Source organism: Leifsonia sp. NPDC102414, assembly GCF_044765685.1.
In the GTDB taxonomy this organism is placed as follows: domain Bacteria; phylum Actinomycetota; class Actinomycetes; order Actinomycetales; family Microbacteriaceae; genus Leifsonia.
The window spans coordinates 435,483-452,661 of record NZ_JBIWKN010000003.1; the positions used below are offsets into that span (position 1 = coordinate 435,483).

A 17,179-nucleotide genomic window follows, 5' to 3' on the forward strand; every position below is an offset into this window, starting at 1 on the left:
TCCAGGGCTCTAACACGGGCTGTGGATAACATCCGTGATCATTTCGAGGTTCTGCCTAGACTAGGGGCGTGTCGACGCTCAGTGATCTCGTGCAAGCCCATGGCCGTTCCTCGGAGGAGGATGTCGATTGGCTCCACGGCCTCGTCGGCGACTGGCAGCTCCTCGCCGACCTCGCCTTTGCCGACATCGTGCTCTGGGTGCCGACGACGGACGACGACTTCGTCGCGGTGGCCCACGCTCGACCGTCGAGCGCTGCGACGCTGTTCTACCGCGACTTCGTCGGGCAGCGGATCAAGCCGGAGTGGCGCCAGCAGGTCACCGATGCGTTCGAGACCAAACAGATCATCGACACCAACGCGCCGGACTGGTTCGAGGAGACGCCGACCCGCGTGCTCGCCGTGCCGGTCATCCGCAGGCTGAGCGTCAATTCCCCGCAGACCGCCGAGCAGCCCGTCGCCGTCATCACGCGGCACTCGAACCTCAGTGAGGCGCGAACACCGGGGCGCCAGGAGCTCACGTTCAACGCCTGCGCGAACGACCTGTTCAACATGATCGCGACGGGGGACTTCCCCGATCTCGGGGCGCCGAGCGGTCCTCGACGCGGTGCGCCCCGCGCATCCGATGGCCTGATCAGACTCGACGTGGACGGCATCACCACCTTCGCGAGCCCCAACGCCCTCAGCGCGTTCAACAGGATGGGCTTCACGGAGGAGCTCGAGGGCGAGTCGCTCGCGACGGTCACCACGCGCCTGCTCTCCGGCAGGATGACCGTCGACGAGTCCCTGCCGCTCGTCGTCACGGGGCGCGCGCCCTGGCGCACGGACATCGAGGCGCGCGGCGTCACCGTGTCTCTCCGGGCCATCCCGATCCGCAACAGGGGGGAGAGGGTCGGTGCGATCGTGCTTTGCCGCGATGTGTCGGAGCTGCGCCACCAGGAGCGCGAGCTCATCACCAAGGACGCGACCATCCGCGAGATCCACCACAGGGTCAAGAACAACCTGCAGACCGTCGCATCCCTGCTGCGCATCCAGGCGCGTCGCACGCACTCCGAGGAGGCGCGGGAGGCCCTCAGCCAGGCGATGCGCCGGGTGGCTGCCATCGCGGTCGTGCACGACACGCTCTCCACCGGCCTCAACCAGATCGTCGACTTCGACGACGTGTTCGCCCGCGTGCTGCTGCTCGTGGCGGAGGTGGCGTCGAGCCACAACACCACCGTGCATCCCAAGTCGTCCGGCAGTTTCGGCTCACTGCCCAGCGAGTACGCGACCCCGCTCGCGCTCGCGCTGACCGAACTCGTCACGAACGCTGTCGAGCACGGTCTCGCCGGCCGCGAAGGTCAGGTCGAGATCATCGCGAACCGTTCGGAGGATTCGCTCACGGTCAAAGTCGTCGACAACGGCTCCGGCCTGCCGGAGGGCAAGGTCGGCAGCGGGCTCGGCACGCAGATCGTGCGCACCCTCATCCAGGGCGAGCTCGGTGGCACGATCGACTGGCACACGATGATGGGCCAGGGCACAGAGGTGACCATCGAGGTGCCGTTGCGCTACCTCACCAAGTCGTAGCGTCCGGTTGTCCGGCCGGTTGCGCGCCGACAAACGAAAGCCGAGGCCGCTCCCTCTTCTGCTAGGTGTGTGAGGGAGCGCCTCGGCGTGCGCGGGTGATGTTGCGGGTCAGGAAGCGCGGCGGGCGCGTGCTGCGCGACGCTTGAGAGCGCGGCGCTCGTCCTCGGAGAGACCGCCCCAGACGCCGGAGTCCTGGCCGGTCTCCAGCGCGTACTGCAGGCAGATCTCCGTCACGGTGCAGCGTGCGCACACGGACTTGGCCTTGTCGATCTGGTCGACTGCGGGCCCGGTGTTGCCGACGGGGAAGAAGAGTTCGGGGTCCGCGGTGAGGCAGGCAGCTTTGTCGCGCCAGTCCATGAAAATGTGCTCCTTGTTTGCTGATTGTTCCCCGGCCACGACGGCCTAGGATGCATGTTAAGCAGTCGAGCTACAGGGTGAATGATCCGTGGGGGATAGACCTGCCCACGACCCTGTGAGCGCTAACTCGACCTCGAATATGCTCCCATAGCGCATAATCCGAATCAATAGTTTTGTATGAGATAACGCTGTGAACACAAGCGAGAAATGAATGAGTGCTAGAGTTCCGCCCCCGGATGGGGACCAGTCCAATCGTTCCACGGACCCAGTCGGCGACGCCGTGAGCGACCGCGTCGGCGGCACTGGAGCCGGCCAAGGCGCCGCTCGGCGCCCCCCCATGCTCATCGCGCTCTCCGTCCTGCTCTTCCTCGAGGCCGCCCTCGTCGCGGGAGCGGCCGTCTGGCTGCTCGTCGAGCTGCTCACGCAGCGGCCGGAGTCGTTCGCGACGGCCGTCGCCATCGTCGTGCTCGTCGTGCTCGCCGCGATCTGGGTCGTCGCGACGGCGATCGGGGCGCTGCGCGCGCAGAATTGGTCGCGAGCGTCGGCGGTGACCATCCAGATCCTGCAGATCGCGGTCGCTGTCGGCTCGTTCCAGGGCCTGTACGCTCGTCCGGATCTGGGCTGGGCGCTGCTCGTCCCCGCCGTGGTCGGCATCGTCCTCGCCGTCTCTCCGCAGGTCGTGAAGGCGACGACGCGCAACACTCCGCAACACGAATAGGGCGGAAGCGGGAACAAGTCGCACACTCGGATGGTTATGCCCGACATCGTGACTGAAACATCCTCCGCCCCGCTCGCCTCCGCATCCACCATCGACGAAGCCCGCGCCGGCCATCAGGCGTGGCGCGACGCCCGCCTCTCCTCCGTGGTATCCGCAACGGGGAACCTCAGCCTCATCGAGACCCGCTGGCTGCAGCCCGGCGACGAGACGACGGCTCAGGATGCGCTGGCCGGTCAGCCGGAGACGGTCACCGCCACCGAGCTCACCCGCACGAACCTCGACACAGGGCAGCCGGAGCGCGGCATCCGACTCTGGGATGCGAACTCACCGGCGATCCAGGCGTTCGAGACCGTCACCGCCTTCCCGTTCGACCCGGACTGGGTCATCGAGGCGACCTTCACGCCGGTCGACGGCGCCCGCACGGTGCCGTTCGAGCACATCCGCGACAACGGTGGAACGCGCGATCTCGTCGTGCCGGGCGACATCACCTTCAGCAAGGACGGCGTCTCGTACTCGCTCAGCGCGTTCGACGACGACGGCACCCTCCTGCTCGTGTTCGGCGACCCGACCAACGGCGCCGACGGAGCGAACGGCACGTACGGCTCAGGCCGCTTCCTGTTCGTGCAGCACGACGGCGAGAAGGCCATCCTCGACTTCAACCGCGCGTTCGTGCCGCCGTGCGGTTTCTCCGACCAGTACAACTGCCCGCTCCCTCCGCGCAACAACCGCTTCGACATCCCCGTCGAAGCAGGCGAGAAGATCGTCGTGTTCCGCGACGGCGCAGCGCACTAGTACAGCGCACCAGCACCACAGCACACGCTTCACAGCACAGCAACCCCCTCACCCCCACCAGGAGAACTCCGTTGAGAAAGAAGTCCATTCTCGTCGTGCTCGCCACGGCCGTCGCCACCACGCTGGCGCTCGCCGGCTGCTCGGGCGCATCGTCGTCGTCGAGCGGCGCTGACGCATCCATCGCCATCGGCTCGCTGTACGAGCCGGTCAACCTCGACAACACCGCAGGCGGAGGGCAGGGCGTCACAGAAGCCCTGAACGGCAACGTCTACGAAGGCCTGTTCAAGCTCACCGACGACGGCAAGGTCGAGCCGCTGCTCGCCACGAAATACACCGCGAGCGAGGACGGCCTCACATACACGTTCACCCTGCGCGACGGCGTGAAGTTCCACTCAGGCAAGCCGCTGACCAGCGCGGACGTCAAGAGCAGCATCGAGCGGGTGACCGCCGCGGACTCGCAGTCGGCGCGCAAGTCGCAGCTCGCCGTCATCTCCGGCATCGCCACGCCGGACGACAAGACCGTCGTCATCTCGCTGAAGTCGCGCTCGATCTCGCTGCCGTACAACCTGAGCTACATCTGGATCTACGGCCCTGGCGCCAAGAACTACAAGACGGCGGAGGACGGCACCGGCCCGTACACGCTCGGCACCTGGAAGCGCGGCAGCTCGCTCAGCCTCGAGCGCAACAGCGAATACTGGGGCAGCAAGGCGAAGAACAAGGAAGTCGTCTACGACTACTTCACCGACGCCACCGCGCTCTCCAACGCCCTCCTCACCAACCAGGTGGATGTGGTCACCAGCATCCAGAGCCCGGATGCGCTGACCCAGTTCGACGGCAACAAGGACTACACGATCACCAACGGCAAGTCGACCACGAAGGAGCTGCTGGCCTTCAACGACAAGGTCGCGCCGTTCGACAAGGCCGAGGTCCGCAAGGCCGTGTACTCCGCCATCGACACCAAGAAGCTGCTGAGCTCCATCTGGGGCAAGTACGGCACGCTGATCGGCTCGATGGTCCCGCCGAGCGACCCCTGGTACGAAGACCTCACCAAGGTCAACCCGTACGACGTGACCCTCGCCAAGAAGGAGCTGGCAGAGGCCGGCCTCCCGAACGGCTTCACGTTCACTCTCGACACCCCGACCTACGACCCGCACCCCGCGGTCGCCGAGTTCCTGAAGAGCGAGCTGGCCAAGGTCGGCATCACGGTCAACATCAACTCCATCTCGGCAGACGAGTGGTACACGAAGGTGTTCAAGAACCACGACTTCGCCGCAACGCTGCAGGAGCACGTCAACGACCGCGACGTGGTCTGGTACGGAAACCCCGACTTCTACTGGGGCTACGACAACCCGCAGGTCACCCAGTGGGTGAACGAAGCAGAGCAGGCGACGAGCACCGCGGAGCAGACCGCCAAGCTGAAGCTCGTCAACGAGCAGATCGCGAAAGACGCCGCCAGCGCCTGGCTGTACCTCTACCCGCAGATCGTCGTCGCGTCGAGTGACGTCAGCGGGTACCCGGTCAACGGGCTGAACTCGCAGTTCTACGCGTACGACATCGTCAAGAAGTAGACAGGGGCGAGTCATCCACAGGATGCTCGGGGGGCCGTTCACCGGCTCCCCGAGCATTTACTCTTGAGAACGTCATGGCCGTCTATCTTCTGCGTCGCTTCGCCTTCCTGGTGGTGTCGTTGCTGCTCGCCATGGTGGTGCTGTTCCTCCTGCTGAGGGTGCTGCCCGGCGACCCGTCGAACGCGCTGCTGTCCGTCAACGCCACCCCGGAGCAGATCAAAGCCGCGCAGGAGCAGGTCGGCAGCGACCAGCCGCTGCTGCAGCAGTTCGTCACCTGGTTCGGGCAGATGCTGACGCTGAACCTGGGGGCGTCGTTCATCACGTCGCTCCCCGTCGGGCCTGAGATCGCTTCGCGGCTGGCCGTGACGATCCCGCTGACCCTCATCTCGTTCGTCATCGCGCTGGCGCTCGCGCTCGTGATCGGGTTCGTCGCCGCCTGGAAATCGGACACCTGGTACGGCATCGCGCTGTCCGCCATCTCGCAGCTCGGGATCGCCGTGCCGGTTTTCTGGGTCGGCATCCTGCTGGTGAGCGCGTTCTCGATCAACCTCCGCTGGTTCCCGTCCGGCGGCTTCCCGCGCGATGACTGGGCAGACCCGGCCGCCGCCCTCAACTCGCTCGCGCTTCCCGTGATCACGATCGCGGTCGTGATGAGCGCATCCATTGCGCGGTACGTGCGCAGCGCGACCCTGGATGTGATCGGCAGCGACTACCTGCGCAACTCGCGTGCGCTCGGCTCCAGCTTCGGCCAGGCGATGTGGCGGCACGGCCTGCGCAACGGGGCGGTGCCGGTCATCTCGATCCTGGGCATCGAGCTGGCGACCACCTTCCTGGGGGCGGTCGTGGTCGAGAGCGTCTTCACGCTGCCCGGCCTCGGGAGCATGCTGTTGCGCGCGATCCAGCAGCACGACTACCCGAACATCCAGGGCATCCTGTTCGTGAGCACCCTTGCCGTGCTGCTGATCGGCTTCGCGGCCGACCTGGTGCAGCGTCTCGTCGACCCGCGACTGCGGCTGAGCATTTCGGGCAACCGATGAGCGCGATCGTGGACGAGGCGGCCGGGCACGCCGGCGAGAGCGGACAGGAGGCGCGGGCGCCGGAGCGCACCCGTCGCCGTCGTTCGGTGACGCTCACCATCGGGATCGTGCTGGTCGGGCTCGTTGTGGTGGTGGCCGTCGTCTCGTTCTTCTGGCTGCCGTTCGCGCCGAGCGACACCTCGGGCGGCCGGCTCGAGCATCCGGATGCGACGCACTGGCTCGGCACGGACAAGCTCGGCCGCGACCTCACGACGCAGCTCATGATCGGTGCACGGATCGCGCTCGCGGTCGGCATCGGCTCCGTCGCCATCGGTGCCCTGATCGGCATCACCCTCGGCCTGCTGGCGGCGTTCGCCACCACCTGGCTGGACGACACGATCTCGGCAGCGCTCGACATCCTCATCGCGTTCCCGACGCTGCTGCTCGCGATGCTCATCGTCGCCGCCCAGGGGGCATCCCTCGGCACGGCGATCCTCGCGATCGGCCTCGCGATGTCGGCGGTCGTCGCCAGGCTCACCCGCGTTCTGGCGAAGCGGGTGCTCTCCCAGCAGTACGTCACCGCGGCGCGCACTTCGGGGACGAGCTGGCTCGGTGTTGTCGGCAAGCACATCCTGCCCAACATCTGGCCGACGCTCGGCGTGAACCTCGCCCTGCAGTTCGGCGTCGCCGTGCTGGCGGAGGCGAGCCTGTCGTACCTCGGTCTCGGCGCTCCACCGCCGAATGCGTCGTGGGGCCGGCTGCTGCAGGAGGCGCAGGGCACCGTCGCGACGGCTCCTGTCGGGGCGATCGCCCCCGGCATCGCTCTCGTGGTGCTGGTGATCGGCGTGAATCTCGTGGCGGACGGTCTCCGCGATGTCGCAGACCCGACGAGGAGGCGGTCACGATGAGTGCGGATGCGCAGAGCACTGTGTTGCTGGAGGTCAGGGATCTCGGGGTCGTTTCGGCGACGGGCGCCCCGCTGGTCCGGGATGTGTCGTTCAGCATCGCGGCGGGGGAGCGGCTCAGCCTCATCGGCGAGTCCGGCTCTGGCAAGTCGCTCACCTCGTTCGCGGTGACAGGGCTGCTTCCCGCAGGGCTCGTCGCATCGGGGAGCGCCGTTCTCGGCGGCGTCGAGGTGGTCGGCGCGAAGGAGCGCGACCTGGTCGCGCTGCGCGGACGTGTCGCCTCCGTCGTCTTCCAGGAGCCGCTGACGGCGCTCGATCCCCTGATGCGCCTCGGCAAGCAGGTCGCGGAGCCGCTGCGACGGCATCTCGGGCTGCGCGGCGACGCCCTCAAGCGCGCGGTGCTCGACGCGCTCGCCGAGGTGCGGCTGCCGGAGCCGGAGCGGATCGCCAGGGCGTACCCGCACGAGATCTCGGGAGGGCAGCGTCAGCGCGTCGCCATCGCCGCCGCGCTCGCCTGCGCACCGCAGCTCCTCATCGCCGACGAGCCGACCACGGCGCTCGACGTGACCGTGCAGGCGGAGATCCTGTCGCTCATCGACGCACTCGTCGCCGAGCGCGGCATGGCGCTGCTGTTCGTCAGCCACGACCTCGCCGTCGTCTCCCGGATGACGGAGCGCGCTCTCGTCCTCCGTGCGGGACGCGTGGTCGAGTCAGGCACCATCGAAAACCTGCTCGCGGCCCCCAGCGAGCCGTACACGGTCGAACTCGTCGCGAGCGCACGCGAGCTCGACCGAGCCCTGGAGGTGTCGTGAGCGCCATCCTGGAGCTTCGTGAGGCGGGTTTCCGCTATCGTCGCGCATCCACTGCCGCGCTGGAGGGCGTCTCGCTGGCTGTCGAGCCTGGACGCAACGTCGGCCTGGTCGGCGAGTCGGGCGCAGGCAAGACCACCGCGCTGTCGATCCTGCTCGGCCTGAGCAGCCCGACCAGCGGCGAACTGCTGTTCGACGGCGTTCGGCTCGACCGGCGGGATCGCGCCAGGATGCGCGAGTTCCGCCGCAGCGTGCAGACAGTGTTCCAAGACCCGTACTCGTCGCTCGACCCTCGGCAGAGCGTCGGGCGCATCATCGCCGAGCCGCTGACGAGCCTCAGGGTCGCCTCCGGTCAGGATGCGCGCGACAGGGTGGCGGAGGCGCTGGCGGCAGTCGGGCTCCCCGGGGATGCGGCTGGGAGGTATCCGCACGAGTTCTCCGGAGGACAGCGGCAGCGTATCGCCATCGCGCGCGCCGTGGTGTCCCGGCCGAGGGTGCTGCTCGCCGACGAGCCGGTGAGCGCGCTCGACGTGACGACGCGCATCCAGATCATCGACCTCCTCTCCGAGCTGAGCAGGCGCGAGGGAATGACGGTGGTGATGGTGTCCCACGACCTCGGGGTCGTCGCTTCGCTGTGCGAGCAGACCGTGGTGCTCCGCGGCGGCAGGGTGGTCGAGCAGGGGGAGACGCGCTCCGTGCTGGGGAACCCTCAGGACGCGTACACGCAGCGCCTGCTCGCGTCCGTGCCGCGGCTGCCCGCCTGATCCGGCGCTCTGCTCAGTCGATGCCGAGCTTCTTGCGCAGCATGGCGACGTGTCCCGTCGCCTTCACGTTGTACAGCGGGAGGCGCACGCTGCCGTCAGGGTCGACGACGAAGGTCGAGCGGATGACGCCAGTGACCGTCTTGCCGTAGAGCTTCTTCTCTCCGTATGCGCCGTACGCCTGGTGCACGGCGAGGTCCTCATCGCTCAGCAGCGGGAAGTTGAGGCCCTCCTGCTCCTGGAACTGCTTGTTCTTCGCGGGGGCGTCCTTGGAGATGCCGATGACCTGATAGCCGGACGACGCCAGCGAATTCAGGTTGTCGCGGAAGTCGCACGCTTCCTTCGTGCAGCCCGGCGTCATCGCCGCAGGGTAGAAGTACACGATCACGTTCTTGCCCGCGTAGTCGCCGAGCGAGACGGCAGCGCCGTCCTGGTCCTTCAGAGTGAACGCCGGTGCGGCGTCTCCCGCTTCGAGTCGCACATCAGTCATGCACTCATTCTGACGCACGCGTGCGAGCGGCGCTCAGGCGAACGTCGCGAGCAGCCGCTGCAGCGAGTCCAGTCGTGCCCGCCCGGCATCGCCGAGCGCTCCGGCCTCGACGGCTTCGATGATCGCGCAGTCCGGCGCGTCAGGGAGGTGCGTGCATCCGCGGGGGCAGTCCTCCGCCAGCTCTGCGAGGTCGGTGAACGACTTGAGGATGCTGTCGGTGTTGATGTGCCCGAGCCCGAACGAGCGGACGCCAGGGGTGTCGATCACCCAGCCGTGCCCCTCGGCGTTCTCGACGCGCAGCGACACGGTGGACGACGAGGTGTGCCTGCCGCGGCCGGTCACCACGTTGACGTGGCCCGTCGCGCGCAGCGCGCCAGGCACGATCTCGTTCACGAGGGTCGACTTGCCGACTCCGGAGTGACCGACGACCACCGTGTCGTGACCGACGAGGGCGGCGGTGATCGCGTCGACGGGGATGTGGTCCTCACGGCTCGTGAACACCGGGAGGTCGAGCCCGGCGAAGTTCTCCAGGAACGGACCCGGATCGGCGAGGTCGATCTTGGTCACGCACAGCATCGGCGTGATCCCCGCGTCGTATGCGGCGACCAGGTAGCGGTCCACCAGGCGCGTGCGCGGCTCGGGGTTCGCGGCGGCCACCACGATCAGCATCTGATCGGCGTTGGCGACGATCACCCGCTCCACCTCGTCGGTGTCGTCGGCGCTCCTGCGCAGCAGGGTGGTGCGCGGCTCGATGCGCACGATCCGGCCGAGCGTGCCGTCCTCGCCCGTCGTGTCGCCGACGATGGCCACCCTGTCGCCGGTCACGATGGCCTGCTTGCGCAGCTCGCTGGCGCGGGCCGCCGTCATCTGCCGTTCGTCAGCGGTGTCCTCGTCGAGGAGCACGGTGTACCTGCCGCGGTCTACGCCGAGCACCCTGGCGATCTGCGCGTCCCCGTGCTCCGGCCTGGTCTTGGTGCGCGGCCGGTTGCCCTTCGGGTTGGGGCGGCTCCGGATGCTCGACTCGTCGAACTCGGAGTACTCCTCGTCATCGTCGTCGCCGTCGTCCCACCACGACCCAGTCTGCTCCGTCACGCTGCGTTCTCCGTCACGCTGGGGCGGTGCCTTCCTCGACCAGGCGCGTCCAGAGCTGTGTGAACTGGGGGAGTGTCTTGGCGGTCGTCGCGACGTTCTCGATCTCGACGCCGGGGACTACCAGTCCGATGATCGCGCCCGCCGTCGCCATCCTGTGGTCCTCGTAGCTGCGCCACACGCCGCCGGTGAGCGGCCGCGGTTCGATCCGCAGCCCGTCCTCGAGCTCGGTGACCGCGCCGCCGAGGCCGTTGATCTCAGCGACGAGAGCGGCGAGCCGATCGGTCTCGTGGTGGCGGATGTGTCCGATGCCGGTGATCTCGCTCGGACCGTCCGCGAGGGCTGCGATGGCCACCAGCGCAGGCGCGAGCTCGCCGCCCGTGGTCAGGTCGAGCTCCACACCGGGGATGCTCTCGCCTCCTGTGACGGTGAGCCGGTCGCCGTCGCGCGTGACCGTCGCTCCGAACAGGGGGAGCAGCTCGGCCAGGTCGGCTCCGACCTGCGTCGTGCGCTCCGGCCAGCCGGTGAAGGTGACAGAGCCGCCGGTGACCACCGCCGCCGCCAGGAACGGCGCAGCGTTGGAGAGGTCGGGCTCGATGTCCACGTCCCGCGCCGCGATGGCGCCGGGGGAGACGATCCAGCGGCCGACCTCCGGCGACTCGACCGTGACGCCGCGCGCCGCGAGGGTGTCGATGGTCATCTCGATGTGCGGCAGGCTCGGGAGGCGTTCGCCGGAGTGCCGGAGGTCGAGGCCGTCCTCGAAGCGGCTCGCCGAGAGCAGCAGCGCGCTGACGAACTGGCTGGACGACGAGGCGTCGATGGTGATCGCGCCGCCGCGCACGGTGCCCGTGCCGTGGACGGTGAACGGCAGCGATCCCCTGCCGTCGTCGTTGACGTCGACGCCGAGGTCGCGCAGCGAGGAGATGATCGACGACATCGGGCGTCCGCGCGCGGAGTCGTCCGCGTCGAACATCGTCGGCCCGAGGGCGAGACCGGCGATCGGCGGCACGAACCGCATGACCGTTCCCGCCTGACCGCACTCGATGGTGGTGCTGCCGAGCAGTTCCTCCGCCGGCGTCACAAGGAGGTCGTCTCCGAACTCGCTCGCGCCCTTCTTCGCCTCGATGGACACTCCGAGGGCACGCAGTGCCTCGACCATGTTCTCGCTGTCGCGCGAGTGCAGCGGCGCGCGCAGCAGCGACGGGCCGTCTGCCAGAGCGGAGAGCACCAGCTCGCGCGCTGTCAGCGATTTCGAGCCAGGCAACGACACGGATGCGTTCAGCGGGCCCCTGGCGACGGGCGCTGGCCACAGCGTGTTCGGCTCGTCGGCGCGGTTGTCGCCGTACGGATCGAACTCTGGCGCGGAATATTTCGAGATCAGCATCGTTGTCAAGGGTATCCGCGTTTTCGATCGAAGGAAGGAAAGTCTGTGACCCTCACGAGCACCGTCCTCGACTCTCCGCGCGTGCACACACGCGCGGAACTAGACTTGCCCGTGATGACCACCGCAACTGACGACCTCGGTCCGCTCTTCGAAGAGCAGGCGCTGCAGTACATGGACCAGCTGTACGCAGCGGCTCTCCGCATGACCAGAAACCCTGCAGACGCGCAGGATCTGGTGCAGGAGACCTTCGTCAAGGCGTACGCGGCGTTCAACCAGTTCCAGCAGGGCACCAACCTGAAGGCCTGGTTGTACCGCATCCTCACGAACACCTTCATCAACACGTACCGCAAGAAGCAGCGCGAGCCGTACCAGGGCACCATCGACGAGCTCGAGGACTGGCAGCTCGGCGGCGCGGAGTCGACCACCGCATCCTCGAGCCGTTCGGCAGAGGCAGAGGCGATCGACCACCTGCCGGACAGCGCGGTCAAAGACGCGCTGCAGGCCATCCCGGAGGACTTCAGGATGGCTGTGTACTTCGCTGATGTCGAGGGGTTCTCCTACCAGGAGATCGCCGACATCATGAAGACCCCGATCGGCACCGTGATGAGCCGCCTCCACCGCGGCCGCCGGATGCTGAGGGAGCTTCTCACCGACTACGCGCACGAGCGGGGACTGTCCGCCGTGCAGACACCCAGGAGCACGAAATGACCGACTGCGGCTGCGACAAGGCCAAACAAGACCTCGAGGAATACCTGCGCAACGAGCTCTGCAGCGAAGATGCCGCAGACATCCGCGAGCACCTCGCCACCTGCAATGGATGCGCGGACGAAGCGCACCTGAGCGTCGTGCTCACCGAGGTGGTGCAGCGGGCATGCAAGGAGACGGCGCCGGAGACGCTCCGCGCCGAGGTGCTGCTGCGCATCAGGGGCTTCCAGGCGACGCACTGACCGTGCAGGCGCGCCAGAGCGCGCGCTACTGCTGCCGCACCTGGTGCAGCAGGAACAGTCCGCCGAGCGGGTCCGTGACCTGAGCGAACCGGCCGAACTCGCTGTCCCACGGGTCGCGGATCACGGTGCCGCCGAGCTCGACCACGCGGGCGCACGACTCCTCCGCGTCCGCGACGCCGAAGTAGACCACCCAGTGCGACGGGACGCCCTCAGGGAGCATCTTGTCCGCGTCGTACACGCCGCCGGCCGGTGCTCCATCGGGCCCGAACGTGGAGTAGCGGAAGTCTGCGGTGTCGCCGAGCACCTGCGTCTGCCAGTTGAAGACCTTCGTGTAGAAGTCCACCTGCGCCGCGAAACTGCGCGCGTACAGCTCATGCCAGGCTGGGCCGCCGATCTCCGCCGTCAGCTCGAAGCCGCGGTGCGCGCCGGGCTCCCAGAGGCCGACCACCGCTCCGCCAGGGTCGGCGACCACGGCCATCCTGCCCTGATCGCCGACCGTCATCGCCGGCGCGTACACCTGGGCTCCTGCATCCGTTGCGGCCTTCTCCGACGCATCCACGTCTTCGACGAGCAGGTAGGTGAGCCAGCTGTTCGGCTTCTCGTCGCCCATCACCGCGCCGAGTCCGGCGACGGCGTGGCCGTCCCTGCGGAAGGTGATGTATCCGCCGTACTCCCCGCCGCCCTCGTCGGCCGTCCAGCCGAACAGTGCGGTGTAGAAGTCACGGGCCCTGGGAACGTCTGAGCTCGCGTAGTCGACCCAGCAGGGCTCTCCGAGGCGGTGCGTCGTCACGACAGTCATGTCGTCACCATACGCGCGGCCGCCGCAAACGGCGAGGGGCGCCTCGCGCTGACGCGAGACGCCCCTCGCCGGGCACGGATGCGGTTACAGCGTGAGCGCCCGCTGGATCAGAATGCTCTGCTCCTGAGCGTGACGCTTGGCCGAGCCGGCCGCCGGCGATGCAGACGCTGCGCGCGAGATGACACCCAGCGGGCGCGGGCCCAGCTTGGAGGTCTCGAGGATCATGTACGGCCAGGCTCCCTGGTTCTCCGGCTCGTCCTGCACCCACACCAGCTCGGCGTTGGGGTAGGAGTCGACGACCGCCTTGAGCTCAGCGGCGGGCAGCGGGTAGTACTGCTCGACGCGGACCAGCGCGATCTCCGGGTTGGGGTTCTTCTGGAGTTCGTTGAGCAGGTCGTAGTACAGCTTGCCCGCCATCAGCAGCACGCGCTTGACGGCGCCCTTGTCGCTGATCCTGGCGTCGTCGATCACCGGCTCGAACTTGCCCTGGGTGAAGTCGCTGACCTCACTGGATGCTCCGCGCAGTCGCAGCATCGCCTTCGGGGTGAAGACGACGAGCGGGCGGCGCGGGCGGGCGTACGCCTGGCGGCGCAGCAGGTGGAAGTACGACGCGGGGGTCGACGGGCGTGCGACGGTCATGTTGTTCTCTGCGCACAGCTGCAGGTAGCGCTCGATGCGGGCGCTGGAGTGGTCGGGTCCCTGACCCTCGTAGCCGTGCGGGAGCAGCAGCACGAGCGACGAGCGCTGGCCCCACTTCTGCTCGGCCGACGACACGAACTCGTCGATGATCGTCTGGGCGCCGTTGGCGAAGTCGCCGAACTGCGCCTCCCACAGCACCAGTGCGTCAGGGCGCTCGACCGAGTACCCGTACTCGAAGCCCATGGCCGCGTACTCGCTGAGCAGCGAGTCGTAGATCCAGAACTTGGCCTGGTTGTCGCTGAGGTTGGCCAGCGGCAGCCACTCCTGGCCGTTCGTGCGGTCGTGGAAGACGGCGTGACGCTGCACGAAGGTGCCGCGACGGGTGTCCTGCCCTGCCATGCGCACCGGGGTGCCTTCGAGCAGCAGGGAGCCGAGGGCGAGGAGCTCGCCGAAGCCCCAGTCGATTCCGCCGTTGCGGCTCATCTCTCCGCGCTTGGTGAGGAGCTGCTGCAGCTTCGGGTGCACGGAGAATCCGGCGGGCGGGTTGTTGAACGCGTCGCCGATGAGCTGGATGACCTGGTCGGTGACCGCCGTGGTCTCCGGCTCTCCGACGTTGTCCTCCTGCTGCGCCGCCGGCAGCTCGAGGTCGGCGACGGCGCCCTCGCCCGTGACGACGGGCACCGAGTTGGTCTGCGCAGCGTGCGTCTCCATGAAGGCGCGCTCCAGGCGATCCTGGAAGTCGCGGTGCGCCTGCTCGTACTCCTCTTCCGTGATGTCGCCGCGGCCGACGAGGGCCTCGGTGTACAGACGGCGGACGGAGCGCTTCGCCTCGATGAGGTTGTACATCAGCGGCTGGGTCATCGAGGGGTCGTCTCCCTCGTTGTGACCGCGGCGGCGGTAGCAGATGAGGTCGATGACCACGTCGCGCTTGAACTCCTGGCGGTACTCGAACGCCAGCTGGGCGACGCGCACGACGGCCTCGGGGTCGTCGCCGTTCACGTGGAAGATCGGCGCCTGGATGGTCTTGGCGACGTCCGTCGAGTACACCGACGAGCGGGACTCTGTCGGCGGCGTGGTGAAGCCGACCTGGTTGTTGATGTTCACATGGATGGTGCCGCCCGTGCGGTATGCGCGCAGCTGCGACATCTGCAGCGTCTCGACCACGATGCCCTGGCCCGCCATCGCGGCGTCGCCGTGGATGAGGACGGGCAGCGTGAGGAACGTCATCGGGGGGCGGCGGTCCTGCTTGGCGCGGACGATGCCCTCCATGACGCCGTCGACGGCTTCCAGGTGCGAGGGGTTCGCCGCGAGGTAGACCGGGATCTCCTCGCCGTTGGCGCCGCGGAACGTGCCCTCTGTTCCGAGGTGGTACTTGACGTCGCCGGAGCCCTGGACGGTGCGGGGATCCTGCGTGCCCTCGAACTCGCGGAAGATCTGGCCGTAGGTCTTGCCTGCGATGTTGGTGAGGACGTTGAGGCGGCCGCGGTGCGCCATGCCGATGGCGACCTCGTCGAGGTTCTCCTTCGCGGCTCCCTCGAGGATCGCATCCAGCAGGGCGATCGTGGACTCGCCTCCTTCGAGGCTGAACCGCTTCTGGCCGACGTACTTGGTCTGCAGGAAGGTCTCGAACGCCTCTGCCTCGTTCAGCTTGCCGAGGATGCGGAGCTGCTCGTCGTGGGACGGCTTCTCGTAGCCGCGCTCGACCTTGTTCTGGATCCACTTGCGCTGGGCAGGGTCCTGGATGTGCATGTACTCGATGCCGACCGTGCGGCAGTACGAGTCACGCAGGACGCCGAGGATGTCGCGGAGCAGCATCTTGCGCTTGTCGCCGCCGAACTGGCCGGTGACGAACTCGCGGTCGAGGTCCCAGAAGGTGAGGCCGTGGCTGGCGATGTCGAGGTCGGGGTGCGTGCGCTGCACGTACTCGAGAGGGTCGATGTCCGCCATCAGGTGGCCGCGGACGCGGAACGCGTTGATGAGCTCCTGCACGCGGGCCGTCTTGTCGACGGCGCTCGCGAGGTCGACGCTGATGTCCGGTGCCCAGCGGATGGGCTCGTACGGAATGCGCAGCGCGGCGAAGATGTCCTCGTAGAAGCTGCGCTTGCCGATCAGCATCTCGTGCACGATCTTCAGGAACTCGCCGGAGCCTGCGCCCTGGATGACGCGGTGGTCGTACGTGCTGGTGAGCGTGATCGTCTTGCCGATCGCGAGGCCGGCGAGCGTCTTCTCGCTCGAGCCCTGGAACTCGGCCGGGTATTCGAGCGCACCGGCGCCGATGATCGCTCCCTGGCCCTTCATCAGGCGGGGCACGGAGTGCACGGTGCCGATGCCGCCCGGGTTGGTGAGCGAGATGGTGGTGCCGGCGAAGTCGCCTGCGCCCAGCTTGTTGTTGCGGGCCCGCGTGACGAGGTCTTCGTACGCGGCGAGGTACTCGCCGAAGCCCATCGTGTCTGCGCGCTTGATGCTCGGCACGAGGAGGGCACGGGTGCCGTCCGGCTTCGGCAGGTCGATGGCGATGCCGAGGTTGACGTGCGCTGGGGCGACGACGGACGGCTTGCCGTCCACCTCGTCGTAGAACACGTTCTGGCTCGGGAACTCCTTGAGCGCCTGGATGAGCGCCCAGCCGATGAGGTGCGTGAAGGAGACCTTGCCGCCGCGGGCGCGCTTGAGGTGGTTGTTGATGACGATGCGGTTGTCGATCATCAGCTTGGCCGGGATGGTGCGGACGCTCGTGGCTGTGGGGACCGTGAGCGACGCATCCATGTTGGTGGCGAGCGTCTTCGACATGCCGCGGAGCGGGGTGACCTTGTCCTGCGGCTCAGGGGTGCCGTCTTCCGCGAGCACCGTCTGCGGGGCGGTGACAGGGGCGTCTGCGGGGACAGGCTGCGGCTTCGGGGCGATCGAGGTGGTGCGGGCGACGGGCTGCGCGCCGATCACGGGGATGGGGGCGGTGACGGGGTGAGCGTCTCCTGCGGGCGTCGACGGCTCCGCCGGGGAGGGAGCGTTCGGCTCCGTGGGGCTCGGGGCCGTCGGCTCGGTCGGAGTGGGAACGGTGGGCTCGGCCGGGGTGGGGGCCGGGGTCTCGCTGGGGGCTGGGGTGGAGGCCTGCTCGGTGGAGGCCTGCTCGGTGGAGGCCTGCTCGGTGGAGGTCGATGCCTGGCCGTCGTCCTTCACTGTCGGCTGGTAACTCTCCAGGATCGGCCACCACGACTTGTCGACCGAATTCTTGTCGACGATGAACTGCTCGTACAGCTCGTCGACGAGCCACTCATTGGCTCCGAATTCGCCCGACGATCCGTCGTCGGTTCCCACACCTGTCAGTTGGCTCGACACAGCCGCTCGC

The 17,179-nt window shown here is 68.0% G+C and carries 16 protein-coding genes; 10 read left to right on the plus strand and 6 right to left on the minus strand.

Annotation, left to right across the window (positions count from 1 at the left end; genetic code table 11):
- Window positions 1–68: 68 nt before the first annotated feature.
- Window positions 69–1,562: a sensor histidine kinase gene (locus ACIRCZ_RS14735; RefSeq protein ID WP_402854387.1), complete on the plus strand. Its 1,494-nt coding sequence runs from the start codon at window positions 69–71 to the stop codon at window positions 1,560–1,562.
- Window positions 1,563–1,670: 108 nt separating this feature from the next.
- Here the strand turns inward: ACIRCZ_RS14735 and ACIRCZ_RS14740 are convergent, their stop codons facing one another.
- The gene (locus tag ACIRCZ_RS14740; protein ID WP_055890939.1) at window positions 1,671–1,919 is read right to left on the minus strand and encodes a WhiB family transcriptional regulator; all 249 of its coding nucleotides are present in this window, start codon (window positions 1,917–1,919) and stop codon (window positions 1,671–1,673) included.
- Between the two features lie 337 nt (window positions 1,920–2,256).
- Between ACIRCZ_RS14740 and ACIRCZ_RS14745 the strand changes: the two genes are divergently transcribed.
- The 7 genes from ACIRCZ_RS14745 (at window position 2,257) to ACIRCZ_RS14775 (ending at window position 8,491) form a co-directional block, all read left to right on the plus strand.
- Window positions 2,257–2,637: a hypothetical protein gene (locus ACIRCZ_RS14745; RefSeq protein ID WP_055890943.1), complete on the plus strand. Its 381-nt coding sequence runs from the start codon at window positions 2,257–2,259 to the stop codon at window positions 2,635–2,637.
- A 48-nt stretch (window positions 2,638–2,685) separates the two neighbouring features.
- Entirely contained in the window at window positions 2,686–3,429 is a 744-nt protein-coding gene (locus ACIRCZ_RS14750) for a DUF1684 domain-containing protein (protein WP_402854390.1), read from the plus strand.
- Window positions 3,430–3,500: 71 nt separating this feature from the next.
- Complete coding sequence (locus ACIRCZ_RS14755) at window positions 3,501–4,997, plus strand: ABC transporter substrate-binding protein (RefSeq protein WP_402854392.1); 1,497 nt, start codon at window positions 3,501–3,503, stop codon at window positions 4,995–4,997.
- Window positions 4,998–5,071: 74 nt separating this feature from the next.
- Entirely contained in the window at window positions 5,072–6,034 is a 963-nt protein-coding gene (locus ACIRCZ_RS14760) for an ABC transporter permease (RefSeq protein ID WP_055890951.1), read from the plus strand.
- Window positions 6,031–6,921 carry an ABC transporter permease gene (locus ACIRCZ_RS14765; RefSeq protein ID WP_402854394.1) on the plus strand — a complete coding sequence of 297 codons (891 nt, stop codon included), beginning with the start codon at window positions 6,031–6,033 and terminating at the stop codon, window positions 6,919–6,921. The genes ACIRCZ_RS14760 and ACIRCZ_RS14765 overlap by 4 nt, the downstream gene beginning before the upstream one ends.
- Window positions 6,918–7,730, plus strand: coding sequence for an ATP-binding cassette domain-containing protein (locus ACIRCZ_RS14770; protein WP_402854396.1), 813 nt, complete (start codon window positions 6,918–6,920; stop codon window positions 7,728–7,730). The genes ACIRCZ_RS14765 and ACIRCZ_RS14770 overlap by 4 nt, the downstream gene beginning before the upstream one ends.
- Window positions 7,727–8,491, plus strand: a complete 765-nt coding sequence (locus ACIRCZ_RS14775) for an ABC transporter ATP-binding protein (RefSeq protein ID WP_055890959.1) — start codon at window positions 7,727–7,729, stop codon at window positions 8,489–8,491. Before ACIRCZ_RS14770 ends, ACIRCZ_RS14775 begins: the two co-directional genes overlap by 4 nt.
- 13 nt (window positions 8,492–8,504) lie before the next feature.
- Here the strand turns inward: ACIRCZ_RS14775 and bcp are convergent, their stop codons facing one another.
- Genes bcp through aroA form a run of 3 tightly spaced genes read right to left on the minus strand, consistent with a single transcriptional unit; the run spans window position 8,505 to window position 11,451 of the window.
- Window positions 8,505–8,978, minus strand: a complete 474-nt coding sequence (bcp, locus tag ACIRCZ_RS14780; protein WP_055890962.1) for a thioredoxin-dependent thiol peroxidase — start codon at window positions 8,976–8,978, stop codon at window positions 8,505–8,507.
- Window positions 8,979–9,011: 33 nt separating this feature from the next.
- Window positions 9,012–10,070 carry a ribosome small subunit-dependent GTPase A gene (gene rsgA / locus ACIRCZ_RS14785; RefSeq protein WP_402854399.1) on the minus strand — a complete coding sequence of 353 codons (1,059 nt, stop codon included), beginning with the start codon at window positions 10,068–10,070 and terminating at the stop codon, window positions 9,012–9,014.
- Between the two features lie 13 nt (window positions 10,071–10,083).
- Window positions 10,084–11,451 carry a 3-phosphoshikimate 1-carboxyvinyltransferase gene (gene aroA, locus ACIRCZ_RS14790; protein ID WP_055890969.1) on the minus strand — a complete coding sequence of 456 codons (1,368 nt, stop codon included), beginning with the start codon at window positions 11,449–11,451 and terminating at the stop codon, window positions 10,084–10,086.
- Between the two features lie 114 nt (window positions 11,452–11,565).
- Here aroA and ACIRCZ_RS14795 point away from each other — a divergent pair, with 114 nt between their 5' ends.
- On the plus strand, window positions 11,566–12,159 hold the full coding sequence (locus ACIRCZ_RS14795; protein ID WP_157480102.1) for a sigma-70 family RNA polymerase sigma factor: 594 nt from the start codon (window positions 11,566–11,568) through the stop codon (window positions 12,157–12,159).
- Window positions 12,156–12,398: a zf-HC2 domain-containing protein gene (locus ACIRCZ_RS14800; protein ID WP_055890975.1), complete on the plus strand. Its 243-nt coding sequence runs from the start codon at window positions 12,156–12,158 to the stop codon at window positions 12,396–12,398. The genes ACIRCZ_RS14795 and ACIRCZ_RS14800 overlap by 4 nt, the downstream gene beginning before the upstream one ends.
- Window positions 12,399–12,423: 25 nt before the next feature.
- Here the strand turns inward: ACIRCZ_RS14800 and ACIRCZ_RS14805 are convergent, their stop codons facing one another.
- Both ACIRCZ_RS14805 and ACIRCZ_RS14810 read right to left on the minus strand, forming a co-directional pair.
- A complete protein-coding gene (locus tag ACIRCZ_RS14805) occupies window positions 12,424–13,197 on the minus strand; it encodes a VOC family protein (protein WP_055890978.1) in 774 nt (257 codons plus the stop codon).
- Between the two features lie 84 nt (window positions 13,198–13,281).
- On the minus strand, window positions 13,282–17,169 hold the full coding sequence (locus ACIRCZ_RS14810) for a multifunctional oxoglutarate decarboxylase/oxoglutarate dehydrogenase thiamine pyrophosphate-binding subunit/dihydrolipoyllysine-residue succinyltransferase subunit (RefSeq protein WP_402854403.1): 3,888 nt from the start codon (window positions 17,167–17,169) through the stop codon (window positions 13,282–13,284).
- Window positions 17,170–17,179 lie beyond the last annotated feature (10 nt).

Excerpts from the sequence above, each read along its gene's own strand:
- ACIRCZ_RS14740 (WP_055890939.1), bottom strand. The coding sequence starts at position 1,919 with ATGGACTGGCGCGACAAAGCTGCCTGCCTCACCGCGGACCCCGAACTC.
- ACIRCZ_RS14745 (WP_055890943.1), top strand. The coding sequence starts at position 2,257 with ATGCTCATCGCGCTCTCCGTCCTGCTCTTCCTCGAGGCCGCCCTCGTC.
- ACIRCZ_RS14760 (WP_055890951.1), top strand. The coding sequence starts at position 5,072 with ATGGCCGTCTATCTTCTGCGTCGCTTCGCCTTCCTGGTGGTGTCGTTG.
- ACIRCZ_RS14765 (WP_402854394.1), top strand. The coding sequence starts at position 6,031 with ATGAGCGCGATCGTGGACGAGGCGGCCGGGCACGCCGGCGAGAGCGGA.
- ACIRCZ_RS14770 (WP_402854396.1), top strand. The coding sequence starts at position 6,918 with ATGAGTGCGGATGCGCAGAGCACTGTGTTGCTGGAGGTCAGGGATCTC.
- bcp (WP_055890962.1), bottom strand. The coding sequence starts at position 8,978 with ATGACTGATGTGCGACTCGAAGCGGGAGACGCCGCACCGGCGTTCACT.
- aroA (WP_055890969.1), bottom strand. The coding sequence starts at position 11,451 with ATGCTGATCTCGAAATATTCCGCGCCAGAGTTCGATCCGTACGGCGAC.
- ACIRCZ_RS14795 (WP_157480102.1), top strand. The coding sequence starts at position 11,566 with ATGACCACCGCAACTGACGACCTCGGTCCGCTCTTCGAAGAGCAGGCG.
- ACIRCZ_RS14800 (WP_055890975.1), top strand. The coding sequence starts at position 12,156 with ATGACCGACTGCGGCTGCGACAAGGCCAAACAAGACCTCGAGGAATAC.
- ACIRCZ_RS14805 (WP_055890978.1), bottom strand. The coding sequence starts at position 13,197 with ATGACTGTCGTGACGACGCACCGCCTCGGAGAGCCCTGCTGGGTCGAC.